The following is a 20,198-nucleotide window of genomic DNA, read 5'->3' as shown; positions in this document are numbered from 1 at the left end:
TACGAACGAAACGGAGAAAACGTCATGAGTGAATCGGTCGTCCTCCCCGCACTGGGCGAGAGCGTCACCGAGGGGACGGTGACCCGCTGGCTGAAGAACGTCGGTGACACCGTCGCAGTCGACGAGCCGCTGCTGGAGGTGTCGACCGACAAGGTCGACACCGAGGTCCCCTCCCCCATCGCGGGGGTGCTCGAGGAGATCCTCGTGCAGGAGGACGAGACGGCCGAGGTCGGCGCGGTGCTCGCACGTATCGGCGATGGAAGCGGGTCCGCTGCGGCTCCGGCCGCCCCGGCGGCCGAGCCGGTCGCGGCCCCCGCAGCTCCGGAGCCGGTGGCGGCGCCCGCCGCTCCGGCCGAGCCCGTGGCGGCGCCCGAGCACGTCGCGGTTCCTTCGACTCCCGCCGCGCCCGCCGACGGCCAGGAGGTCGTGCTCCCTTCGCTCGGCGAGAGCATCACCGAGGGCACCGTGACCCGATGGCTGAAGAACGTCGGCGATTCGGTCGAGGTCGACGAGCCGCTGCTCGAGGTCTCCACCGACAAGGTCGACACCGAGGTCCCGTCGCCCGTGGCCGGCGTGCTGCAGGCGATCCTGGTCCAGGAGGACGAGACCGTCGAGGTCGGCGGCGCGCTTGCGCGCATCGGTGACTCCGCGGCCCCGGCAGCTCCCGCAGCCGCACCGGCTCCCGCAGCCGCACCGGCTCCCGCAGCCGCACCGGCTCCGGAGGCACCGGCCGCACCGGCCCCTGCCGCGGCACCCGCACCCGCAGCGCCGGCGGCCCCCGCCGCTGCTCCGGCAGCTTCGGCCCCCGCGGCACCGGCGGCGGCTCCCGTGGCCGACTCGGCGGCGGCAGGCTACGTCACGCCCATCGTTCGCAAGCTCGCGCACCAGCACGGTGTCGACCTCTCGACGATCGCGGGGACCGGCGTGGGCGGGCGCATCCGCAAGGAGGACGTGCTCGCTGCTGCGCAGCCGACCGCTGCAGCCGCGGCCCAGGCCGCTCCCGCGGCGCAGGCTCCGGCCGTCGAGGTCTCCCGCTGCGCGGAACCACGCAGAAGATGAGCCGCCTCCGCAAGGTGATCGCCGATCGCGCGGTCGCTTCGCTGCAGTCGACGGCCCAGCTCACCACCGTGGTCGAGGTCGACGTGACCCGCGTCGCCCAGCTGCGCCAGGCCAAGAAGGACGAGTTCCTCGCAAAGACCGGCGCGAAGCTCTCCTTCCTGCCGTTCTTCGCGCTGGCCGCTGCCGAGGCGCTCCGCACCTACCCGATCGTCAACTCGACGGTCGACGGCGACAGCATCGTCTACCCCGATCACGAGAACATCAGCATCGCGGTCGACACCGAGCGCGGCCTGCTCACCCCGGTCGTGCGCGATGCCGGCGAGAAGAACATCGCTCAGCTCGCACTGGACATCGCCGACCTCGCGGCGCGTACCCGCGACAACAAGCTGACGCCGGACGAGCTCTCGGGCGGTACCTTCACGCTGACCAACACCGGCTCGCGCGGGGCGCTCTTCGACACCCCGCTCGTGTTCCTTCCGCAGTCCGCGATCCTCGGCACCGGCGCGGTCGTCAAGAAGCCCGCAGTGGTCTCGGGCCCCGACGGCGACGCGATCGCAATCCGCTCGACCGTCTACCTGGCGCTCTCGTACGATCACCGCACCATCGATGGCGCCGATGCCGCACGCTTCCTCACCCAGATGAAGCAGCGTCTCGAGGCAGCCGATTTCGAGGGCAACCTCGGGATCTGATCCCGCTCTCGCGGTCGGCTTCGGCTCGGTCGCGTTGCGATGACCGGTTTCGGGCCGCGGCACTCTTCGGAGGCCGCGGCCCGAAGCCGTTTCCAGCCCGTCTCAGCGCCGAACCTCGCACCGGCGCCCACGACGCGATGTCTCACCTGCAGCCAGTGCCGGAGCACGGATGCTGATCCTCTCCGAGAGCGCACCCTCGACCGCCTCGCGCGCCATCGCCCGGTTCCACTCGACGCTGCGGGTCGACTCCCGCAGCACTGCCACGGCCTCGGCCACCGCCTCGGCGAGGAACTCGGCGCAGCCCGGCGGGCTCCAGTACTCGATGAGGCGGCGCAGCGACTCCTCCGGGATGCCAATCAGCGTGCAGAACGCTCCGTGCCCGTCCCGTTCGTGCATGAGACCGGACCGTACCGCGCGGCGCCGGGCCAGCCGCCCTCGCGCAGGGGGCCTCCTGCATTCGACGCCGACGAATTCCACTTCGCCAGGGCCGATGGGGCCGAGGCACCACCCTGCGGCGCGGGACTCGATCGCCACCGCGCAGAGACGGAGCACCCGCCAGGCCGCCTCGGCCGCGCGGATCGGAGGCTCGGAAACGCGCCCGCGAGCGAGGATACGGGGGAAGAGCCGCTTCGAAAACGCCGGAGGCGACGAGCGCGACGAGCGCGACGATGAATGATCCATGGGCGGGACTCCTGATCTCTCGGGCCGGCTGATCCGGCGCGGAACGGCCATCATGCCGTTCGGCCCGATGCTCCGAGGCGTTCTCTCCCATCGACGGATCGCCCAGGGCGTAACTCCGCCGCGAATGCACGCTGTGAGGGGTCAATCCGACTCGCCCGCGCACGGTATCCTGGGAGGTATGGCCAAAGAGCAGAACACTCCAGCGAAGAAGGAGCCCGGTCGCATCCGGCAGATGGTGCAGATCTATCGCACCACCAAGGTGCAGGATCGCAACCTGCCCTACATCATGCTGCTCTGCTTCATCGCGCCGATCCTCGTCGCGGTGCTGCTCGCGTTCCTCCTGAACAACAGCATCTTCGGCTGGATCATGTGGCCGCTCACCGGCATCCTGGTCGGCCTCCTGATCGCGATGATCGTGCTGGGCCGCCGCGCCGAAGCGGTCGCCTACCGCCAGATCGAGGGCAAGCCCGGTGCAGTCGGCGCGGTCGTGCAGGGTGCGCTGCGCCGTTCGTGGCGCGGTTCCGAGGTGCCGATCGCGATCACCCGCAACCAGGACGCGATCTACCGCGTCATCGGCCGCGGCGGCGTCGTGCTGATCGCCGAGGGCTCCGCTCAGCGCACGAAGCGCCTCCTCATCGATGAGGAGCGCAAGGTGAAGCGGGTGCTGCCCAACGTCAAGATCACCCAGCTCTACGTCGGCACCGACGAGGGCGGTATTCCGGTGTCGAAGCTGAACCGGTCGCTCGCGAAGATCAAGCCGACCCTGCGGCGCAACGAGGTGCAGGCCGTGTTCAACCGCCTGTCCTCGCTCCAGGGCTCGCCCGTCGGAATCCCGAAGGGCATCGATCCGAACAGGGTGCGCGCGCAGCGTCCGCGTTGATCCGCCGCTTCTCGCATGGCGGCTCCGATTTCGGTCGGGGCCGCCATGCTCGTTTCCGGAGAGACCTCAGAAGTCTGAGCAGATCCCGTTTCCGAAGGAGATCCGACGCCCGAAGGAGGAATCCGGCGGGATCGTCCTGCTGAAGACGCATCTCCTTCGGAGCGGGAAAGTTCGGCCCCGGACTCGGGCCAGAAGCCCAATCAGACGTCAGACCCGGGCGCCCAAGCCCAAACCCAAACCTCAGCCCCGGATGAGCACCGTTCCGGCGATCTTGTCGTGGAAGCCGCGCTGATCCGAGTCCCACACGAGCACGGGGACGACGAGGAGCAGCAGTACGGTGCGCACCACCGGGCGCCACGCGCCGATCCACCCGCCGGTCAGCGGGACCACCCGGAGGCCCATGATCCGGTGCCCGATCGACCCGCCGATGGTGGGGATGAACAGGATCTGCATGAGCCCGAAGATGCCGAGCGTGATGAAGGAGGTTGCGGGACCCTGCGGGAAGAGCAGCGAGATCAGCGTCGCGATGGCCCAGTCGATGGCGATCGCGGCGAAGCGCCGGCCGATGCGCCCGACGGAGCGCTGCCCCTCGGCGGGAAGGCCCAGGCGCTCCCCCGGCCACTTGCTCGGTTCGAGGTCGCCGAAACGCTGCGGTGTGGTGGGAGCGGGCATGGGATCCAGTCTATCGAGCCGCCGAACCGTAACACGCAGGAAACATTGGACACATGTTTCGGAAACGATGCTCTTCTAAGGTGGTAGGCAGCACGGTGCAGAACGCGCGTGCGGAGCGCGGTCCGACCGCACGGTGTCGGCCCGCCACGACTCTGAGGAGCAGCATGTTTCAGACCCCGCAGGAAGTCATCGACTTCATTCGAGACACGGACGTCAAATTCCTGGATATCCGGTTCACCGACCTCCCCGGGGTGCAGCAGCACTTCAACATCCCCGCGGCGACCGTGGATCTCGACTTCTTCGAGGTCGGCCAGATGTTCGACGGCTCCTCGATCCGCGGGTTCGCCGGCATCGCAGAGTCCGACCTGCAGCTGATCCCCGACGTCACCACCGCCTACATCGATCAGTTCCGCGCCGAGCGCACGCTGATCATGCTGTTCGACATCTTCAACCCGCGCACGGGCGAGATCTACTCGAAGGATCCCCGTCAGGTCGCGAAGAAGGCCGAGCGCTACCTCGCCTCGACCGGCATCGCCGACACCGCCTTCTTCGCACCCGAGGCCGAGTTCTACATCCTCGACTCCGTGCGCTACGAGACGACCCCCCAGCGCACCTTCTACGAGATCGACTCGGAAGAGGCCCACTGGAACTCGGGCCGCAAGATCGAAGGCGGCAACCTCGGCAACACGACCGCGCTCAAGGGCGGCTACTTCCCCGTCTCGCCCGTCGACAAGCAGGCCGACCTGCGCGACGACATCTCGCTGCGCCTCATCGACGCCGGCCTGCAGCTCGAGCGTTCGCACCACGAGGTGGGGGCACCCGGCCAGGCCGAGATTAACTACCGCTTCAACACCCTCGTCGCCGCTGCCGACGACGTGCTGAAGTTCAAGTACATCGTCAAGAACACGGCCGAGCTCTGGGGCAAGACCGCGACCTTCATGCCGAAGCCCGTCTTCGGTGACAACGGTTCGGGCATGCACACCCACATGTCGCTCTGGAACGGCGGCGAGCCGCTGTTCTACGACGAGGCCGGCTACGCGGGCCTCTCCGACATCGCCCGCTGGTACATCGGCGGCATCCTGCACCACGCACCGTCGCTGCTCGCGTTCACGAACCCGACCATCAACAGCTACCGCCGCCTGGTCAAGGGCTATGAGGCGCCGATCAACCTCGCCTACTCGGCCGGCAACCGCTCGGCAGCCGTCCGCATCCCGCTGACCGGTTCGAACCCGAAGGCGAAGCGCATCGAGTTCCGCGCACCCGACGCCTCGGGCAACCCGTACCTCGCGTTCGCCGCACAGCTGATGGCCGGCCTCGACGGGATCCGCAACCGCATCGAGCCGCTCGCACCGATCGACAAGGATCTCTACGAGCTGCCCCCCGAGGAGGCCAAGAACATCCCCCAGGTGCCGACCTCGCTCGAGGCGGCCCTCGCGGCACTCGAGGCCGACCACGCCTACCTGCTCGAGGGGGCGTGTTCACCGAGGAGCTGATCCAGACCTGGATCGATCTGAAGCACGACCTCGAGATCCGCCCGATGTCGGTGCGCCCCCACCCGTACGAGTTCGAGCTCTACTACGGGGTCTGATCGAGGATCCCCTGCGGGGTCGGGCCGATTTCGGTCCGGCCCCGCAGCCGTTCTCTCGAAGTGCGCCGCCGGCGTGCGCCGGAACCGACCGGCCCGCGAGCCGGTCGGCTCCGGCTATCGCACGGTGACGGTGATCGTTGCGGCGTCCCGTTCGGCGGGATCCGACGGCAGCTCGCCTCGGAATCGATACTCGAAGCCGATCGTCGTCGTGCCCTTCGCGCGAGCCGTGAAGCGATAGGCGAACTCGTGCGGCGCACCGATGGGCTCCGGAGGCCCCTCGGGCTCGACCCGCCGGGTATCCGGGACCAGCACGTCCGGATCGGGCTGGGCGGTGATGTCCCACTGATCCCCGACGCTCGAGTTGATCGTGCCGAAGTCCACCACGAGGGTTTCGCCGACCGGGACCGTCACGGAATCCGTCCGGTAGCCGATCGTGATCTCCTTTGGCGCCGGTGCGCACGCCGTGAGGAGGCCGCCGAGCATGCCGACGGCGCCGAAGGCCAGGATGGATCGAACCGCTCTGCTCATATCTGCACCATATCCGGTAAGACTGGGCCCGGTGCACGATCGCGACGCGGGACGACCGGTGCAGTGGCCTGAAGCGCCGGACTATGGCCGGAACATCGAGACGCCCGGACCGTCTTCGTAGCCGAAGAACTCGCGCTCGAACACGGCTCGCGCGCGGCGCGCGGCGCCGAACCAGCGTTCCTCGATCTCACCCGTGCTGCCGTTCGGCAGACCGAGCACCCCGGCGATGCCCTCGAGATCGGTGCGGTCGTTCGGCAGGCTGTCGGATCTGCGCCCCGACCAGAGCGTCAGTGCCGAGCGCAGCGTGCTCGCGAGCGTCCAGGAGTCCAGGAGCGACTCCTCGGATTCGCCGTCGATGAGCTCGGCCTCGACGGCGGCGCGCAGCGCCTCGCGCGTCGACACCGTGCGGAGCGCGGGAATGCTCGCGCCGTGCTCGAGCTGCAGCAGCTGCACCAGCCATTCGACGTCGCTGAGGCCGCCCGGCCCGAGCTTGAGGTGCCGCCGGGGATCGGCGCCCCGCGGCAACCGTTCCGCCTCGACGCGCGCCTTGAGCCGCCGCACCTCGCGTACCTCGTTCTCGCCGAACTGCTCCGGGAAGCGGATCTCGTCGGCCAGCGCGAGGAAGTCCCGACCGAGCTCGACATCGCCCGCGACGGCGCGGGCGCGCAGCAGCGCCTGCGCCTCCCACGCGAGCGACCAGCGTTCGTAGTAGGCGCGATACGCGTCGAGACTGCGCACGAGCGGACCGCTCTTGCCCTCGGGACGCAGGTCGAAGTCCAGGTCGACGGGGAAGCGGGGATCCGAGACGAGCCGACGCAGCTCCGTGACGAGGCGCAGGGCTTCGCGCGTCGCGGCGTCCGGAGCGGTGCTGGGAAGCGCGCGATGCACCGCGACGAGGTCGATGTCCGAGGCGAAGCCGAGCTCGCGCCCTCCATAGCGGCCCATGCCGATCAGGGCGAGCTCGATCCCGGTCTCGGGTGCGCTCTCCCGCAGCGCGAGGAGCAGCGCGTCGAGCAGTGCACCGTGCGCGGCATCGAGCCCGCCGGCGACTTCCTCGTCGTCGATCACGCCGACGAGCCGTCCCAGCGCCAGGCGCAGGATCTCGCGCCGGTGCGCGGCGCGCAGCGCCACTGCGGCCTCGTCGACCGTCGCCCGCCGCGACGCCATCGCGCGCATCTCGGCACGGAGCGTGCCGAAGGAGGTCGGCTTCATCAGCTCGTCGCGCTCCAGCCAGGCGACGGCCTCGGGGATCGTCTCCAGCAGTTCGGCGGCGAACCGCGAGGTCGACAGCACGTGCGTGAGACGCTCGGCGGCTTCCGAACCGTCGCGCAGCAGCCGCAGGTACCAGGGGGTGTCTCGGTTCGCCTCGCTCACCCGCCGGAATGCGAGCAGCCCCGCGTCGGGGTCGGTGCCGGAGGAGAGCCACTGCAGCAGCACCGGCAGCAGGTTGCGCTGGATCCGGGCGCGGCGCGAGCCGCCCGAGGTGAGGGCCGTCAGGTGCCGCATCGCGCCGTCGGGGTCCCGGAAGCCGATGCCGACGAGTCGGGCCCGGGCCTCGTCGCCGCCGAGAACGAACTCGGCGTCGGGCAGCGCGGCGACTGCGCTGAGCAGCGGCGCATAGAAGATCTTCAGGTGCAGTTCGCGCACCTCGTGCTTGATCGCCTCCCAGCGCCGCCGCAGCTCGTCCGCCGTGGCGGCGAGTCCAGACGCACGCGCGAGCACGCGCAGCCCGTCGGCGTCGCGGGGCATCAGCGCCGTACGTCGGAGCTCCCGCAGCTGCAGCCGGTGCTCGAGCAGTCGGAGATTCGCGTAGTCCGCCTCGAGCCGCTCGCCGTCCTCGCGGGCGACGTATCCGCCCGCTACCAGGGCCTCGAGGGATTCCAGCGTGCCGCGGAGACGCAGGCGCTCGTCGTACTGTCCGTGAACGAGCTGCAGGAGCTGCACGCTGAACTCGATGTCTCGGAGTCCGCCGGGCCCGAGCTTGAGCTGGTGGTGGATGTCCTCCTCGGCGATGTGCTCGGTCACACGCCTGCGCATCCGCTGCACCGAGCCGACGAAGTCCTCTCGCGAGCCGCTCGACCAGACCATCGGCCGGGTGCGCGCGACGAACTCATCGCCGAGCGCGAGATCGCCCGCGACGGGACGCGCCTTCAGCAGCGCCTGGAACTCCCAGGCTTTCGCCCAGCGCTCGTAGTAGCTGAGCATCGATGCGAGACTGCGCACGAGCGCGCCCTGACGTCCCTCAGGGCGCAGGTTCGCGTCGACCTGCCAGAGCGGCGGTTCGTGGGCGGGATCGTGGATCGCACGCATGAGCTCGCCCGCGAGGCGGGTGGTCACGCGGATGAGCGCGTCGCCGTCGAGCACCTCGTCGTCGGTGCTGCCGACGACGAACACCACGTCGACGTCGGAGACGACGTTCAATTCGCGGGCACCGCATTTGCCCATGGCCACCACGGCGAGTCGGGCCGCCTCGACGCGCTCCGCGGGAACGGCCGGCCCGCCGTCGCCGTCGAGCAGACGTCGCCGTGCGACCGCCAGTCCGGCCTCGAGCGCCGCGGCAGCCAGATCGGAGAGCGCGGCCGCGACCTCGGCGAACGGCTCCGGCTCCCCCGCCGCGGCACCGCGTTCGAGGTCGACGATCATCAGCTCGGCGAGCAGCTCGCGGTAGCGCACCCGCAGTGCGTTCCAGGCGGCTTCGCCGGCGACCGAGGCGACCGGCGCGCGCCGACCCGGATCGCCTGTCGGCTCGACACCCGGTTCCTCGACGCCCGGATCCGTCGCCCCGACCGCGACGAGCAGCTCTCGACGCGCTTCCGCCGCCGTGGGCACCCGCCCGCCCGCCCGCAGCAGGCGGGCGAGATCGCGCGGGTTCCGTGTGAAGAACTCGGCGAGCGCGGGCGAAGCGCCCGCGAGCCGGCACAGACGCTCCCATCCGGCGACGTCGAGTCCCGCGCAGAGGCCCGGGTGACGAAGGGCGAGCTCGCTCAGCCGCGAGAGCGCGGTGTCGGGATCGGCCGCCCCGGAGAAGGCGTCGAGCAGCGCCTCCGCGCCGACCGGTGCGACGCCGGTGCCGGCAGCGCCTCCGGCCTGCTCGGCGAGCAGGGCCGCGAGGGCGTCGATCCGATCACGAGCTTCGCTCAGCTCTTGGAACCCGGCGCGCGCGACGCGGCCGAGCGTGGAAGGGCGAGATCCCGGAGCCATCGGCCGATCAGATCGTGCCGAGCATCGACGACAGCTCGAACGGCGTCACCTGGCTGCGGTACTCGTCGACCTCGCGGCGCTTCTCGCGGATCAGGTAGGCGAACACCTGCTCGCCCAACGCCTCCGCGACGAGCTCCGACCGCTCCATCACCGCGAGCGCGTGATCGAGGCTCGTGGGGAGCGGGTCGAAGCCGAGGGCACGACGTTCGCCGTCGCTCAGTGCCCAGAGGTTCTCCTCCGCCTCGGGCGGCAGTTCGTACTCCTCCTCGATGCCCTTGAGACCCGCTGCCAGCAGCACCGAGAAGGCGAGGTAGGGGTTGGCCGCGCTGTCGAGCGCACGGTACTCGACGCGGGCGCTGCCGCCCTTGCTCGGCTTGTAGCTCGGCACGCGCACGAGCGCGGAGCGGTTGTTGTGGCCCCAGCTCACGAAGGAGGGCGCTTCGTCCCCGCCCCACAGGCGCTTGTAGGAGTTGATGTACTGATTGGTGATCGCCGTGATCTCGGGCGCGTGCCGCAGCAGGCCCGCCACGAATCGGCGCCCGGTCTGCGAGAGCTGGTACTTCGCCGCAGGGTCGTAGAACGCATTGGCGTCGCCCTCGAACAGCGAGAGGTGGGTGTGCATGCCCGACCCCGGCTGGCCGGCGAGCGGCTTCGGCATGAACGTCGCGTGGACGCCCTGCGCGATCGCGACCTCCTTCACCACCGTGCGGAAGGTCATGATGTTGTCCGCCATGGTGAGGGCGTCCGCATAGCGCAGGTCGATCTCGTTCTGGCCCGGTCCCGCTTCGTGGTGGCTGAACTCGACCGAGATGCCGAGATCCTCGAGCATGTTGACGCTGTCGCGTCGGAAGTCGTGCGCGGTGCCCCCAGGCACGTTGTCGAAGTAACCCGCCCGGTCGACCGGCACGGGCCCTTCGGCGCCGAATTCCTTCGACTTGAGTAGGTAGAACTCGATCTCGGGATGCGTGTAGAAGGTGAAGCCGCGCTCGGCAGCGCGGGCCAGGCCGCGCTTCAGGACGTTGCGCGGATCGGCGACCGCCGGCTCGCCGTTGGGCGTGCGGATGTCGCAGAACATCCGTGCGGTCGGGTCGGTCTCGCTGCGCCACGGCAGCAGCTGGAACGTCGACGGGTCCGGGACCGCGAGCAGGTCCGACTCGTAGGCGCGCGTCAGCCCCTCGATCGCGGACCCGTCGAAGCCGATGCCCTCTCCGAAGGCGCCCTCGACCTCGGCGGGCGCGAGGGCCACGGACTTGAGCGTCCCTGCGACATCGGTGAACCAGAGGCGCACGAACTTGACGCCGCGCTCCTCGATGGTGCGGAGGACGAAATCCCGCTGCTTGCTCACGCCGGCTCCGATCGGGTCGATGATCCTCCCCGCGCTGCGCGAGGACTGCTCTCAGACTACCGGCGAGGAGCCCCTCGCGGCTCAGTCCTCCTGCGCGTCTTCCTCGGCCCACTTCTTGGCGCGCTCGGCGACGATCTCGGGACCGCGAGCGGCCTCCTCGCGCGTCGCGAACGGACCGATCCGGTCGACGGAGAGCGACTGGGGCCCGTCCTCGACCTCGCCGGTGCGCGTGTTGTACCAGTACGTCTCCTGGGGATCGTCGATCCCCCAGTCCCGCTTGCTCATGTTCCATAGACTAGACGCATGCCGTTCGATTCCGCAGGTCATCTGGTTCCCGGTCGCGTCAGTCCCGTGCGGGCTGTCCCGAAGCAGATCCAGCGACCGCCGTACGTCGGCCGCGACGCTCCGCCGCCCTACACGGGCGACAACACCTATTCTGAAGACGAGATCGCGAAGATCCGCGCGGCGGGCCGCATCGCATCGCGATCCATCGACGCCGCGGCCGCGGCGATCCGCCCGGGCGTGACCACCGAGGAGCTCGACCGGATCGCGCACGAGTACGTCGTCTCCCACGGCGCCTACCCGTCGACGCTCGGCTACCGCGGGTTCCCGAAGTCGAGCTGCACCTCGGTCAACGAGGTCATCTGCCACGGCATCCCGGACGACACGGTGCTGCGCGAGGGCGACCTCGTCAACATCGACGTCACCGCGTACCTCGACGGCTACCACGGCGATCTGAACCGCACGTTCCGCGTCGGTGAGGTCTCCGAGGAGGCCGACCTGCTGATCCAGCGGACCGAGCAGGCGCTCATGCGCGGGATCAAGGCGGTCGCGCCCGGGCGCGAGGTGAACGTGATCGGTCGCGTCATCGAGACCTACGCGAAACGCTTCGGCTACGGCGTGGTGCGCGACTTCACCGGGCACGGCGTCGGCGCCGCGTTCCACACCGGGCTCATCATCCCCCACTACGACTCGGCGCCGCGCTTCGACGACGTGATCGTCCCCGGCATGGTGTTCACGATCGAGCCGATGCTCACGCTCGGCACCCACGAATGGGATCAATGGGAGGACGGCTGGACCGTCACCACCCGCGACCGCTCGCTGACCGCGCAGTTCGAGCACACCCTCGTGGTGCGGGAGCAGGGCGTCGAGATCCTGACGCTGTCGGACGACTGAGCGCGCTGCGCGCCGACGAGCGCCGCGACGAGATGCTCTGGGGAGAATGGGCCGGATCATACGCCGGGTTCTGTCCCGCCGGCCGAAACCGGCGGTGACGGTCATCTCTCTCGGAGTGCCGTTGCCGACACCCTCTAGCGGCCTACCCGCAGACTCGGCGAGGAGCGTCAACGCCTGCTGTCTGGCCTTGCTGCGAACGAGGTTTGCCTGGCCGCCCGTGTCACCACGGACGCCGGTGGTCTCTTACACCGCCGTTTCACCCGTGCCGCCCCGGCGAACCGGGACGGTCGGTCTGCTTTCTGTTGCACTTTCTCGCGGGTTGCCCCGGGTGGGTGTTACCCACCGTTCTCCTCTGTGCAGCCCGGACGTTCCTCGGCGCGCCCGCCGAAGCGAACGCGACGCGACCGTCTCACCGACCCATTCTCGGTGAACAGTCTAGCGCGAGGAGGCTACGCCTCGTCGACGCGCACGAGGATCGCGCCGCTGCCCGGGCAGAACACGATCTCGTCGGGCGCGGTCTCGCGGATCGTCGTCAGCTCCGCCGGAGCGAGGGCCATGTTCGACCCTTCGGAGACGTTGCCGCGCAGGCGGGCCGCGCCGATGCCGGTGCGCGCGCGGGTCTCCTCGTAGAGGCCGAGCAGGTCGCGCTGGATCTCGGCAGCCACACCGGCCCGCTCCTCGGCGGCCGCGGCGGCCTCGCGGGCGATGCCGGCCTCGGCCTCGCCGATCGCGGCTTCGAGCGCCGCGCGCCGCCCGTCGACGCCGCTCAGCGCGGCAGCGGCCTCATCGAAGCGCGCCTGCGTCTGCTCCGCGACCTCCATGAGCTCGAGCTCGCGCTCTTCGAGCTCGCCCGCGCGACGCGCAAGGGTGTCGAGCTCGTTCTGCAGCGCCTGCGCCTCCTTGGGCGAGGTGCTCGCGGCGATCAGCTGTTCGTCGCGGGCCCGGCGATCCCGCACCATCTGGGTGTCGGATTCGAGCCGGTCGATCTCGGCCTGCTGGCCGTCGAGCTCGCGCTGGAGCCCCATGAAGCGCTCCTTCGCGGCCGCCAGCTCGCCCTGCAGCGACGCTAGTTCGGCGCGCTGCGGGATCTGCTCGCGTTTCCGACGCAGCCGCGCCGCGGTCGTGTCGAGCTCTTGCAGGTCGAGCAGCAGTCGCTGCTGGCGGGGGCTGGCCTTCATAGCACCCAAGACTAGCGCCCGGAACCGGTGCCCGACGCGCGTCCGTCGTGCGCGCCGACCGAGAAGGTCCACGGATCCGTGCGTCGCGTGCTCACGCGGAACTCGACGCCGGGCAGTTCCGCTGCGAGACGCTCGGCAGCGCCGTCCAGCCAGAGCGACTCGCTCGCCCAGTGCGCCACGTCGACGAGGGCGGGACCGCCGGCGACGGCGGATTGCTCGAGCGATTCCTGCGCGGGATGGTGCCGCAGGTCGGAGGTGAGGTAGACGTCGGCTCCGCGCACGAGCGGGTGGTCGAGCAGGCTGTCGCCGGCGCCGCCGAGCAGCGCGACGCGCTGGACCGGTCGATCCGGGTCGCCCGCGACGCGCACCCCGCTGACCGTCGCCGGCAGGATCCCGGCGACCCGCGAGGCGAACACCCGGAGCGATTCGGGCTCGGGCAGCTCCCCCACCCGTCCGATCCCGGCGCTCGGGTCGCTCGCCATCGGCACGATGGGCTGCGTGCCTGCGAGGGCCAGCCGGCGCGCGATCACGTCGGAGACCCCTGCTCGGGCTGGTCGGCGTTGGTGTGCGCCGCGAGCAGCGCGCACTCCCCCGGATCAGACGGGCGAGCAGCGAGCCCTTCGCCGTGTCCTCGGCGATCGAGGAGATGCCGCGCAGCAGCAGCGGGTGGTGGGTCAGCAACGCGTCGGCGTCCCAGTCGAGGGCTTCCTCGACCGTGGCATCGACCGCGTCGACCGCGAGCAGCACCCGCCGCAGCGGGGCCGCGGCACGTCCCGTCACGAGGCCCACGCGGTCCCAGCTCTCGGCGGTGGCCTCGGGCCAGAAGCGCTCAGCCGTGCGGCGCAGGTCACCGAGCGTCTGCGGTGCGTCGTGGGTCATGCCTACCTCCGGAGCAGCTTGCGGGCGATGCCGTTGCCGAGCAGCTGCACGAGCTGCACGATGACGATGATGATGAGCACGGCCGCCCAGGTGACCCACGGGTTGAACTGACGGTAGCCGTACTGGATCGCGAGGTTGCCGAGGCCGCCGCCGCCGATCACGCCCGCCATCGCGGTCATGTCGACGACCGCGATGAACGCGAAGGTGTACCCGAGCACGAGCGGACCGAGTCCCTCGGGGATCAGCACGGTGAGGATCGTGCGGAACGGCCCCGCCCCCATCGCGCGCGCCGCTTCGATCACTCCGGGCGCGACGGTCAGCAGATTCTGCTCCACGAGCCGAGCGATCCCGAAGGTCGCTGCGAAGGAGATCATGAAGATCAGCGCGGGATCCCCGATGCCGGTGCCCACCACGACCCTGGCGAGCGGCTGGATCGCCGCGATCAGGATCACGAAGGGGATCGGCCGGAAGAAGTTCACGAGGAAGTTCAGGACGTAGAACACCGGGCGGCTCTCGAGGAGCCCGCCCTGCCTCGTGACGGTGAGCGCGACCCCGACGACGAGACCGAGGACACCGCCGACCGCCATCGCGATGAGCACGTAGACGAGGGTCTGGATCGTCGCCTGGACGATCGATCCGTCGTTCAGCAGGCTGATCAGTCCGTCCATCAGCGGAGCACCTCCAGTTCGGCCTGCTGCCCGAGCGCCGCGACCGCGTGCTCCACCTGCAGGTCGTTGCCGATGAGTTCGAGGGTGAGGCGGCCGAAGCTGCGGCCGCCGACGTCGGTGATGCCACCGTGGATGATGCTCACGCCGACGCCGCGGTCGGCGAGGGTCTGGAACACGACAGGCTGGTCGACCCCACCGTCCTTGAGGGTGAGGGTGACGAGCGTGCCCCGGTGGCGCTCGCGCAGCTCGGCGAGGTGCGCCGGGTTCGGTTCGGTCGGCAGCGCGGTCGAGACGAAGCGCCGCGTGGTCTCGGTCTTCGGACTCGAGAAGACCTCGAAGACCCCGCCCTGCTCGACGGCGCGGCCGCCGTCCATGACGGTGACGCGGTGCGCGAGCTCGCGCACGACGTCCATCTCGTGCGTGATGAGCAGGATCGTGACGCCGAGCTCCTGGTTGATCCGGCGGAGCAGCGCGAGCACTTCCTGCGAGGTCTCGGGATCGAGCGCGCTCGTGGCCTCGTCGGCGAGGATCACCCCCGGGTTCGTCGCGAGCGCGCGGGCGATGCCGACGCGCTGCTTCTGCCCGCCCGAGAGCTGCTCGACGTAGGCGCCCGCGCGATCGCCGAGGCCGACGAAGTCGAGCAGTTCGGCGACACGCGCTCGCCGCTCCTCGGCAGGGACCCCCGCGACGACGAGCGGGTACTCGACGTTCTTCGCGACGGTTCGCGAGTGGAACAGGTTGAACTGCTGGAAGATCATCCCGATGCGTTCCCGCACCCCTCGGAGCGCGCGCTCGGGCAGCCCGGTGATCTCGTCGTCGCCCACCAGGATCGTGCCGCTGGTCGCGCGCTCGAGCCCGTTCACGAGTCGGAGCAGCGTGCTCTTGCCCGCACCGGAGTAACCGATGACGGCGTGGATCTCGCCCGAGGCGACGTCGATCGAGACGTCGTCGACGGCGACGATGGGGGCGCTCGCCTTGCCTCGGCCGGGGTACTGCTTGCCGACCCCGATCAGTTGGACACGGGTCATCGTTCCCTCACTTCTGAGTGGATGGTGGTGCCGGAAAGCCGATCGAGCGAGGGCGACGCATCGGAATCACGAGACCTCGGTTCCGACTCGTCGCACTCGCTCGATCGTTCGAACGGCGGGAGCGCTTACTTGTGCTCCTTCACCTGCTTCTCGGCGTCCTTCAGAATATCCTGCAGCTCCGACACCGGGGTCTTCAGCAGGATGGCGCTACCGCCCGAGTTCTCGAGCACGCCCTTCTGCACGGCCTCGTCGCTCTGGTAGAGGTCGATGAGCTTCTTGAAGGTCGGGTTGTCGGCGTCCTTCTTCTTCGCGGCGAAGACGTTGATGAAGTACTTCGCGCCGGCGTCCTTGGGATCGTCCTGGTAGAGGGCGTCCGAGAACTTCAGGCCGGCCTTGGTCACGAAGTCGTTGTTGACGACCGCGCCGTCGACGTCGGCGAGCGAGGTCGCGGTGAACGAGGCGTCCATCTCCTTGACCTTGACCTTCGAGGCGCCCTCGTCGATGTCCTTCGGGGTCGAGAACAGCGTGCCGCCGTCCTTGAGCTTCAGCAGCCCGGCCGACTGCAGCACGTTGAGACCGCGGGCGCGGTTCGTCGGATCCGAAGGGATCGCCACCGTGCCGCCCTTCGGGATCTCGTCGAGCTTCTTGTGCTTGGTGGAGAAGACCGCGAGCGGGTAGATCGCCGTCGCGCCCACCGGCACCAGGTCGTCGTTGTTCTGCACGTTGTAGTCGGCGAGATAGACGATGTGCTGGAACTGGTTCAGATCCAGCTCGCCGGCGCTGAGCGCGGGGTTGGGCTGGTTGTAGTCGGTGAAGTCCTTCAGCTCGACTTCGATGCCCTCCTTCTTCGCGGCATCGACGAAGGTCTTCCAGTACGGGTCGCTGGCCCCGACGACGCCGATCTTGACGTGCTTGGCGTCGGACGATCCCGCGTCGGCGGAGTCGTTCGAGGTCGCGCAGCCGGCGAGCGCGGTGGTAGCCACGAGCGCCAGGGCGGTGATCGAAGCGGCGATGATGCCGCGCTTCTTGCTGAGTGCCATGGATTCCTCGTTTCGTGACGATCTGGCTCGGTCTCCACGAGTCTGTGCGATGCTCGCCTCCGGACGCGAACTGCGTGACGTTTCATGACGGCGCCGAGGATCCTGCGAAATCGGAGCGCCGCGGACGCGCGGCGGGCACGCGCATGGGATACTGAGGTACGACGCCTCAGACGGCGCCGGCGGGCAGGCCGGGAGTCCTCACATTCCAGGGAAGGAACCCACCGTTCACATGATCCAGCGCGCGGATGCACACCTCGAAGCTTGGAAGGCCAAGCAGGAGCTCGCCGAGCGGATGATCCCGCTCATCGGTCAGCTGTATCGGGATCACGACGTGGTCATGTCGGTGCACGGGCGCAGCCTGGTGGGCCGCTCTCCGATCGACATCATCCGCGCGCACAGCTTCGCGCGCAAGATCGACGACGTCGAGCTTCCGCTCGAGGAGTCGTCGGCCGTCGTCGAGGCCCTGGCGAAGATCCAGCCCGGCCCGGTCTCCGTCGACCTCGCACTGCTCGCCAACGGCTTCCGGGCGTCGGGCCAGAGCGATCTCGAGACCTACCTGCGCGCCGAGCTGGCTCCGGCCCTGGAGGCCGAGCGCGGCACCGGCACCGACGTCGTGCTCTACGGCTTCGGCCGCATCGGCCGCCTGCTCGCCCGCATCATCATCGACCACTCGGGCAGCGGCAACGGCCTGAACCTGCGCGCGATCGTCGTGCGCAAGGGTTCCGAGAACGACCTCGCGAAGCGCGCCAACCTCCTGAAGCGCGATTCGGTGCACGGCCCGTTCAACGGCACCATCAAGGTGCTCGAGGACGAGGACGCGATCCTCGCCAACGGTGTGCGCATCCAGGTCATCTACTCGAACGACCCCGCGAGCGTCGACTACACCCAGTACGGCATCGAGGACGCGATCCTGGTCGACAACACGGGTCGCTGGCGCGATGCCGAGGGCCTGGGGCAGCACCTGCAGAACCAGGGCATCTCGCGCGTGCTCCTCACCGCCCCCGGCAAGGGCGACATGCTCAACGTCGTCTACGGCGTGAACAGCTCCAAAATCACCGACGAGCACATCATCCTCAGCGCCGCCTCCTGCACCACGAACGCCATCACGCCGGTGCTCAAGGTCATGAACGACCACTTCGGAGTCAAGCGCGGTCACGTCGAGACCGTGCACTCGTACACCAACGATCAGAACCTGATCGACAACTTCCACAAGGGCGACCGCCGCGGCCGCTCCGCCGCCCTCAACATGGTGCTGACCGAGACGGGCGCCGCGAAGGCCGTCTCGAAGGCGCTCCCCGAGTTCGAGGGCAAGCTCACCGGCAACGCGATCCGCGTTCCCACCCCCGACGTCTCGATGGCCGTGCTGAACCTGCAGCTCGAGCGCGAGACGACCCGCGAGGAGCTCAACTCGATCCTCGAGCAGGTGTCGCTCACGGGCGCGCTGCGCACGCAGATCGACTACGTCGAGTCCGCCGAGATCGTCTCGACCGACTTCGTCGGCTCGAACCGCGCCGGCATCGTCGACGGCCTCGCCACCATCGTGACCGGTGACAGTGCCGTGGTCTACGTCTGGTACGACAACGAGTACGGCTACAGCTGCCAGGTGGTCCGCATCATCGAGCAGCTCGCCGGCAGCCACCCGGCCCACCTCCCGGCGCTGGAGGCCTAGCCGAACGGTCCGGCCCCACCCGCCTCAGCCCCCGAAAGGAGCACCATGTCCGAGAAGTTCATCATCGGAGTAGACGGTTCCGAGCAGAGTCGAGCAGCGCTCGATTGGGGGTTGAGGCGGGCCGGCGAACGCGGCGCGTCGGTGGAGTTGATCTACGTCACCGACGACACCTTCCTCTCCGAGAGCGTCGCATTCGTCTCCGAGGCGCAGAAGGCCTCCGACGAGATGCTGGCCGCGGAGTGCGCATACGCCAAGCGCAGCGGATTCACGGGCTCGGTCAGCGGCACCGCCGTGGTCGGCCATCCCGTCACCGAGCTCGAGCAGGCGTCGAAGCGCGCGGACCTCCTCGTACTGGGCGCGCACTCCGGCAGCCGCTTCGCCGGCACCTTCTTCGGCACCCGTGCCGTGAAGGTCGCCGCGGTCGCGCACTGCCCCGTCGCGGTGATCCCCAAGCCGCGTGCCGAGTCGGACGGCGGGCGCGTCCCCGGCATCGTGGTCGGCGTCGACGGCTCCGGACCCTCGAAGCGGGCGATCGCCGTCGCCGCGGCCGAGGCTTCGCGGGCCGGAGTGCCGCTCATCGCGGTCTACGCCTGGATGCCGCCCCTGACGCCCGGCCTCGAATACCTGTGGAGCGAGGATCTCATCGCCGCGCAGCGTTCCGCGGCCGAGGAGGCCATCGCGATCGGCACCGCGGGCCTCGCGGACCGCTACCCCGATCTCGAAGTGCAGCGCAAGCTCGTGCAGGCTCCGCCGGTGACCGCGCTGGTCGAGGCCGCGACGGGCGCCGATCTGCTCGTGGTCGGCAGCCGCGGGCACGGCGGTTTCTCGCGGCTCCTGCTCGGTTCGGTGAGCCACGGCGTGCTGCAGGAGCTGCCCTGCCCCACCCTGGTCACCCGCGCCGAGTGACGACCGGTTCGCCCGGTTCCCCGGTTCCGCCGAGCGGCCGCGTGGTCGTCGGCGGAGCCGGAGGCTTCATGGGCGGTGTGCTGGTCCAGCGGCTGCGCGAGGCCGGCCGGCACGTCATCACCGTCGGCCGCGGGGGCGCCGATCTGCGCTGGGACGACGCATCGGGCCTCGCCCGCGCCGTGGACGGCGCGGCGCTCGTGCTCGGCCTCGCCGGCAAGAGCGTCAACTGCCGGTACACCCCGGCGAACCGTGCCGAGATCCTGCGCTCGCGCGTCGGCACCACCGCCGCGCTGTCGCGCGCGATCCGCGCCGTGGACGCACCTCCCCCGCTCTGGATCAATGCGTCCACGGCGACGATCTACCGGCATGCCGAGGACCGCCCGATGACGGAGCGCGCGGGCGAGCTCGGAGCGGGCTTCTCGGTCGGCATCGCCCGAGCCTGGGAGCGCGAGCTCTTCTCGGGCGAACTGCCGGGCACCCGCCGAGTGGCGCTGCGCACGGCGATCGTGCTCGGTCACGGCGGAGTGCTCGGCCCCATCGGCGCGCTGGCCCGCCTGGGCCTCGGCGGGGCGCAGTGGGATGGCCGCTGGCCGAGCCCCGGGCGCCGCCGCCGGGCGGGCACCGCGCATCGCTTCGGCGCGCGGTGGGGCGCGCAGCGTTTCAGCTGGATCCACGTCGAGGACGTCGCGCGCATCGTCGGGTTCCTCGAGTCCCACCCGGAACTCGACGGGCCGATCAACGTCGCCTCGCCGAATCCCTCGACCAACCGGGAGCTGCAGGCGGCGGTGCGCCGCGTGCTGGGGATCCCGTTCGGCGTGCCGATGCCGCGGTGGATGCTCGAGATCGGGGCCGCCGCGATCCGCACCGAGACCGAGCTCGTGCTGAAGAGCCGCTGGGTGCTGCCCGAGCGGCTCCAGGAGGCGGGATTCCGCTTCGCCTACCCGGATCTCGAGCCGGCGCTGCGGGAATCCTTCGCCTGACCCGCTGCGCGGCCCGCGTACGGAACATCGT

15 protein-coding genes, 1 other RNA gene and 3 pseudogenes are annotated in these 20,198 nt (G+C 69.9%); 7 read left to right on the top strand and 12 right to left on the bottom strand.

The window, feature by feature from the left end; translation table 11 throughout:
* The first annotated feature begins 24 nt into the window (after nucleotides 1-24).
* Nucleotides 25-1,748 (top strand): annotated as a pseudogene (gene sucB, locus AB3K78_RS05405) (2-oxoglutarate dehydrogenase, E2 component, dihydrolipoamide succinyltransferase).
* 102 nt (nucleotides 1,749-1,850) lie between these two features.
* On the opposite strand, the gene AB3K78_RS05400 reads toward sucB, so the two are convergent.
* Nucleotides 1,851-2,144 carry a hypothetical protein gene (locus tag AB3K78_RS05400; protein ID WP_416446773.1) on the bottom strand — a complete coding sequence of 98 codons (294 nt, stop codon included), beginning with the start codon at nucleotides 2,142-2,144 and terminating at the stop codon, nucleotides 1,851-1,853.
* A gap of 463 nt (nucleotides 2,145-2,607) precedes the next feature.
* Between AB3K78_RS05400 and AB3K78_RS05395 the strand changes: the two genes are divergently transcribed.
* Nucleotides 2,608-3,309, top strand: coding sequence for a DUF4191 domain-containing protein (locus tag AB3K78_RS05395; protein ID WP_416446772.1), 702 nt, complete (start codon nucleotides 2,608-2,610; stop codon nucleotides 3,307-3,309).
* A gap of 240 nt (nucleotides 3,310-3,549) precedes the next feature.
* Here the strand turns inward: AB3K78_RS05395 and AB3K78_RS05390 are convergent, their stop codons facing one another.
* On the bottom strand, nucleotides 3,550-3,981 hold the full coding sequence (locus AB3K78_RS05390; protein ID WP_416446771.1) for an RDD family protein: 432 nt from the start codon (nucleotides 3,979-3,981) through the stop codon (nucleotides 3,550-3,552).
* A 164-nt stretch (nucleotides 3,982-4,145) separates the two neighbouring features.
* Between AB3K78_RS05390 and glnA (AB3K78_RS05385) the strand changes: the two are divergent.
* Nucleotides 4,146-5,569, top strand: a pseudogene (gene glnA, locus AB3K78_RS05385) (type I glutamate--ammonia ligase).
* A gap of 114 nt (nucleotides 5,570-5,683) precedes the next feature.
* On the opposite strand, the gene AB3K78_RS05380 reads toward glnA (AB3K78_RS05385), so the two are convergent.
* The 4 genes from AB3K78_RS05380 to AB3K78_RS05365 all read right to left on the bottom strand — a co-directional run bounded on the left by AB3K78_RS05380 (nucleotide 5,684) and on the right by AB3K78_RS05365 (nucleotide 10,928).
* Complete coding sequence (locus AB3K78_RS05380; RefSeq protein WP_416446770.1) at nucleotides 5,684-6,097, bottom strand: protease inhibitor I42 family protein; 414 nt, start codon at nucleotides 6,095-6,097, stop codon at nucleotides 5,684-5,686.
* An 81-nt stretch (nucleotides 6,098-6,178) separates the two neighbouring features.
* Nucleotides 6,179-9,298 carry a bifunctional [glutamine synthetase] adenylyltransferase/[glutamine synthetase]-adenylyl-L-tyrosine phosphorylase gene (locus tag AB3K78_RS05375; protein ID WP_416446769.1) on the bottom strand — a complete coding sequence of 1,040 codons (3,120 nt, stop codon included), beginning with the start codon at nucleotides 9,296-9,298 and terminating at the stop codon, nucleotides 6,179-6,181.
* Between the two features lie 7 nt (nucleotides 9,299-9,305).
* Complete coding sequence (gene glnA, locus AB3K78_RS05370; RefSeq protein WP_046456319.1) at nucleotides 9,306-10,643, bottom strand: type I glutamate--ammonia ligase; 1,338 nt, start codon at nucleotides 10,641-10,643, stop codon at nucleotides 9,306-9,308.
* An 81-nt stretch (nucleotides 10,644-10,724) separates the two neighbouring features.
* On the bottom strand, nucleotides 10,725-10,928 hold the full coding sequence (locus tag AB3K78_RS05365; RefSeq protein ID WP_416446768.1) for a methionine aminopeptidase: 204 nt from the start codon (nucleotides 10,926-10,928) through the stop codon (nucleotides 10,725-10,727).
* 18 nt (nucleotides 10,929-10,946) lie between these two features.
* On the opposite strand from AB3K78_RS05365, the gene map reads away from it, so the two are divergent.
* Nucleotides 10,947-11,819, top strand: a complete 873-nt coding sequence (map, locus tag AB3K78_RS05360) for a type I methionyl aminopeptidase (protein WP_416446767.1) — start codon at nucleotides 10,947-10,949, stop codon at nucleotides 11,817-11,819.
* A gap of 43 nt (nucleotides 11,820-11,862) precedes the next feature.
* On the opposite strand, the gene rnpB is transcribed toward map, so the two are convergent.
* From rnpB to AB3K78_RS05330, 6 genes and pseudogenes are all read right to left on the bottom strand, one after another.
* Nucleotides 11,863-12,239, bottom strand: an RNA gene (rnpB, locus tag AB3K78_RS05355) — RNase P RNA component class A.
* A 29-nt stretch (nucleotides 12,240-12,268) separates the two neighbouring features.
* On the bottom strand, nucleotides 12,269-12,997 hold the full coding sequence (locus tag AB3K78_RS05350; RefSeq protein ID WP_416446766.1) for a zinc ribbon domain-containing protein: 729 nt from the start codon (nucleotides 12,995-12,997) through the stop codon (nucleotides 12,269-12,271).
* Between the two features lie 11 nt (nucleotides 12,998-13,008).
* Nucleotides 13,009-13,876, bottom strand: a pseudogene (locus AB3K78_RS05345) (Nif3-like dinuclear metal center hexameric protein).
* 2 nt (nucleotides 13,877-13,878) lie between these two features.
* Nucleotides 13,879-14,544, bottom strand: a complete 666-nt coding sequence (locus AB3K78_RS05340) for a methionine ABC transporter permease (RefSeq protein WP_416446765.1) — start codon at nucleotides 14,542-14,544, stop codon at nucleotides 13,879-13,881.
* Nucleotides 14,544-15,572 (bottom strand): methionine ABC transporter ATP-binding protein, encoded by a 1,029-nt coding sequence (locus AB3K78_RS05335; RefSeq protein ID WP_416446764.1) that lies wholly within the window; start codon nucleotides 15,570-15,572, stop codon nucleotides 14,544-14,546. Before AB3K78_RS05335 ends, AB3K78_RS05340 begins: the two co-directional genes overlap by 1 nt.
* A 125-nt stretch (nucleotides 15,573-15,697) precedes the next feature.
* Nucleotides 15,698-16,612: a MetQ/NlpA family ABC transporter substrate-binding protein gene (locus AB3K78_RS05330; protein WP_416446763.1), complete on the bottom strand. Its 915-nt coding sequence runs from the start codon at nucleotides 16,610-16,612 to the stop codon at nucleotides 15,698-15,700.
* A 229-nt stretch (nucleotides 16,613-16,841) separates the two neighbouring features.
* Between AB3K78_RS05330 and AB3K78_RS05325 the strand changes: the two genes are divergently transcribed.
* From AB3K78_RS05325 to AB3K78_RS05315, 3 genes are all read left to right on the top strand, one after another.
* Complete coding sequence (locus AB3K78_RS05325; protein ID WP_416446762.1) at nucleotides 16,842-18,281, top strand: glyceraldehyde-3-phosphate dehydrogenase; 1,440 nt, start codon at nucleotides 16,842-16,844, stop codon at nucleotides 18,279-18,281.
* A gap of 45 nt (nucleotides 18,282-18,326) precedes the next feature.
* Nucleotides 18,327-19,187, top strand: a complete 861-nt coding sequence (locus tag AB3K78_RS05320) for a universal stress protein (protein ID WP_416446761.1) — start codon at nucleotides 18,327-18,329, stop codon at nucleotides 19,185-19,187.
* A gap of 68 nt (nucleotides 19,188-19,255) precedes the next feature.
* The gene (locus AB3K78_RS05315) at nucleotides 19,256-20,167 is read left to right on the top strand and encodes an epimerase (protein WP_416447307.1); all 912 of its coding nucleotides are present in this window, start codon (nucleotides 19,256-19,258) and stop codon (nucleotides 20,165-20,167) included.
* Nucleotides 20,168-20,198 lie beyond the last annotated feature (31 nt).

This window comes from Leucobacter sp. HNU, assembly GCF_047946755.1.
Lineage (GTDB): Bacteria > Actinomycetota > Actinomycetes > Actinomycetales > Microbacteriaceae > Leucobacter.
Note: the sequence above shows the minus strand (reverse complement) of the source record. Positions and strands in the feature narration are given on the sequence as shown.

Excerpts from the sequence above, each read along its gene's own strand:
- AB3K78_RS05400 (WP_416446773.1), bottom strand. The coding sequence starts at position 2,144 with ATGCACGAACGGGACGGGCACGGAGCGTTCTGCACGCTGATTGGCATC.
- AB3K78_RS05395 (WP_416446772.1), top strand. The coding sequence starts at position 2,608 with ATGGCCAAAGAGCAGAACACTCCAGCGAAGAAGGAGCCCGGTCGCATC.
- AB3K78_RS05390 (WP_416446771.1), bottom strand. The coding sequence starts at position 3,981 with ATGCCCGCTCCCACCACACCGCAGCGTTTCGGCGACCTCGAACCGAGC.
- AB3K78_RS05380 (WP_416446770.1), bottom strand. The coding sequence starts at position 6,097 with ATGAGCAGAGCGGTTCGATCCATCCTGGCCTTCGGCGCCGTCGGCATG.
- AB3K78_RS05375 (WP_416446769.1), bottom strand. The coding sequence starts at position 9,298 with ATGGCTCCGGGATCTCGCCCTTCCACGCTCGGCCGCGTCGCGCGCGCC.
- AB3K78_RS05365 (WP_416446768.1), bottom strand. The coding sequence starts at position 10,928 with ATGAGCAAGCGGGACTGGGGGATCGACGATCCCCAGGAGACGTACTGG.
- map (WP_416446767.1), top strand. The coding sequence starts at position 10,947 with ATGCCGTTCGATTCCGCAGGTCATCTGGTTCCCGGTCGCGTCAGTCCC.
- AB3K78_RS05350 (WP_416446766.1), bottom strand. The coding sequence starts at position 12,997 with ATGAAGGCCAGCCCCCGCCAGCAGCGACTGCTGCTCGACCTGCAAGAG.
- AB3K78_RS05340 (WP_416446765.1), bottom strand. The coding sequence starts at position 14,544 with ATGGACGGACTGATCAGCCTGCTGAACGACGGATCGATCGTCCAGGCG.
- AB3K78_RS05335 (WP_416446764.1), bottom strand. The coding sequence starts at position 15,572 with ATGACCCGTGTCCAACTGATCGGGGTCGGCAAGCAGTACCCCGGCCGA.
- AB3K78_RS05330 (WP_416446763.1), bottom strand. The coding sequence starts at position 16,612 with ATGGCACTCAGCAAGAAGCGCGGCATCATCGCCGCTTCGATCACCGCC.
- AB3K78_RS05325 (WP_416446762.1), top strand. The coding sequence starts at position 16,842 with ATGATCCAGCGCGCGGATGCACACCTCGAAGCTTGGAAGGCCAAGCAG.
- AB3K78_RS05320 (WP_416446761.1), top strand. The coding sequence starts at position 18,327 with ATGTCCGAGAAGTTCATCATCGGAGTAGACGGTTCCGAGCAGAGTCGA.
- AB3K78_RS05315 (WP_416447307.1), top strand. The coding sequence starts at position 19,256 with ATGGGCGGTGTGCTGGTCCAGCGGCTGCGCGAGGCCGGCCGGCACGTC.